Source organism: Hymenobacter agri (assembly GCF_054778495.1).
This window is the reverse complement of sequence record NZ_BAAGZM010001051.1, coordinates 1-944: the sequence shown is the minus strand read 5'-3', so window position 1 is coordinate 944 and position 944 is coordinate 1. Positions and strand designations below refer to the sequence as shown.

1 protein-coding gene is annotated in these 944 nt (G+C 66.3%); it reads right to left on the bottom strand.

The window, feature by feature from the left end; genetic code table 11:
* Window positions 1–944 (bottom strand): alanine racemase (locus ACYVDE_RS24400; protein ID WP_460504113.1); only part of this gene is annotated, 944 nt, incomplete at both ends.

The following is a 944-nucleotide window of genomic DNA, read 5'->3' as shown; positions in this document are numbered from 1 at the left end:
GGGCGGCCAGCGGGCGCAGGCGGTGGAGCAAGGCGGGCAGGTCGGCTTCGTCGAAGCCCAGGCGGCGCATGCCGGTGTCGAGCTTGAGGTGAATGCGGGGCGTGGGCAGAGTGGCCGGCCCTTCGTCCGGAAACGTTGCCAGGTACTCATCGAGCAGCTCGAAAGAATAGATTTCGGGTTCGAGCCGGTAGCGGCGCAGCAGCTCAAACGAGTCGGGGGCCGCATTCATCACCATAATGGGCAGGCTGATGCCCGCTTCGCGCAGGGCAATACCCTCGTCGGCGTACGCCACGGCGAGGTAGTCGGCCCGCTGAAACTCCAGCAGGCTGGCTACTTCGTACGACCCCGCCCCGTAGGCAAAGGCTTTCACCATCACCATCAGCCGGGTGCCGGGCTGTAGCTGGCGGCGGTAGTGCTGCAGGTTGTGGGCGAGGGCATCGAGGTTAACTTCGAGCACCGTGCCGTGCTGCTGGGCCTGCAGGGCGGCCACAATGCGCTCGAACCCAAAGCGCCGCGCGCCTTTAATCAGAATGGTTTCCCGGGCAAAGTCGGCCGGGTTCAGCTGAGCCAGGAAGGCCTCGGTGCTGGGGTAGAATTCAATCAGCTGCTCACCACTCACTATCAACTGACTTATCTCCTCCCCGATGCCGACCACCCGGCTCACGCCGGCCGTTGGCAGCAGGGCCGCTACCCGGGCGTAGAGCTCGGACTGGCTCAGGCCCGACTCGAGCACATCGCTGAGGATGAGGGTACGCCGACCGGGGCGGCTCTGCCGGGCCAGCGCATTCAGGGCCAGGGCCAGGCCCGCCAGGTCGTTGTTATAGGTATCGTCGAGCAGGTAGGAGCCGTGCCGGCCGGGCTTCATCTCGAGGCGCATGGCCACCGGCTGCAGGCGCAGCAGTCGGCGCTGAATTTCGGCTGGCGCGAGCTGGCGGTGCAGCAGC